This is a genomic window from Pantoea sp. USHLN256 (genome assembly GCF_037149875.1).
GTDB classification, from domain to species: Bacteria; Pseudomonadota; Gammaproteobacteria; order Enterobacterales; family Enterobacteriaceae; genus Pantoea; species Pantoea nemavictus.
This window is the reverse complement of record NZ_JBBCQO010000032.1, coordinates 1-568: the sequence shown is the minus strand read 5'-3', so window position 1 is coordinate 568 and position 568 is coordinate 1. Positions and strand designations below refer to the sequence as shown.

Sequence of the window (568 nt, the reverse complement as noted above, 5' to 3'; positions counted from 1 at the left end):
AAAAAATATCAAGTCTCACGAGTGAACACATAATGAAATTCATTATGACGTTTTACAGATGAGCATCGCTTAACTTGTTTAAGCAAATCAAACTTAAATTGAAGAGTTTGATCATGGCTCAGATTGAACGCTGGCGGCAGGCCTAACACATGCAAGTCGGACGGTAGCACAGAGGAGCTTGCTCCTTGGGTGACGAGTGGCGGACGGGTGAGTAATGTCTGGGAAACTGCCCGATGGAGGGGGATAACTACTGGAAACGGTAGCTAATACCGCATAACGTCGCAAGACCAAAGTGGGGGACCTTCGGGCCTCACACCATCGGATGTGCCCAGATGGGATTAGCTAGTAGGTGGGGTAATGGCTCACCTAGGCGACGATCCCTAGCTGGTCTGAGAGGATGACCAGCCACACTGGAACTGAGACACGGTCCAGACTCCTACGGGAGGCAGCAGTGGGGAATATTGCACAATGGGCGCAAGCCTGATGCAGCCATGCCGCGTGTATGAAGAAGGCCTTCGGGTTGTAAAGTACTTTCAGCGGGGAGGAAGGCGGTGAGGTTAATAACCTC

At 51.2% G+C, this 568-nt stretch carries 1 rRNA gene; it reads left to right on the top strand.

The annotated features are described in order from the left end of the window. Positions 1-95: 95 nt before the first annotated feature. A 16S ribosomal RNA gene (locus WFL93_RS24115) occupies positions 96-568 on the top strand; the annotation flags it as partial.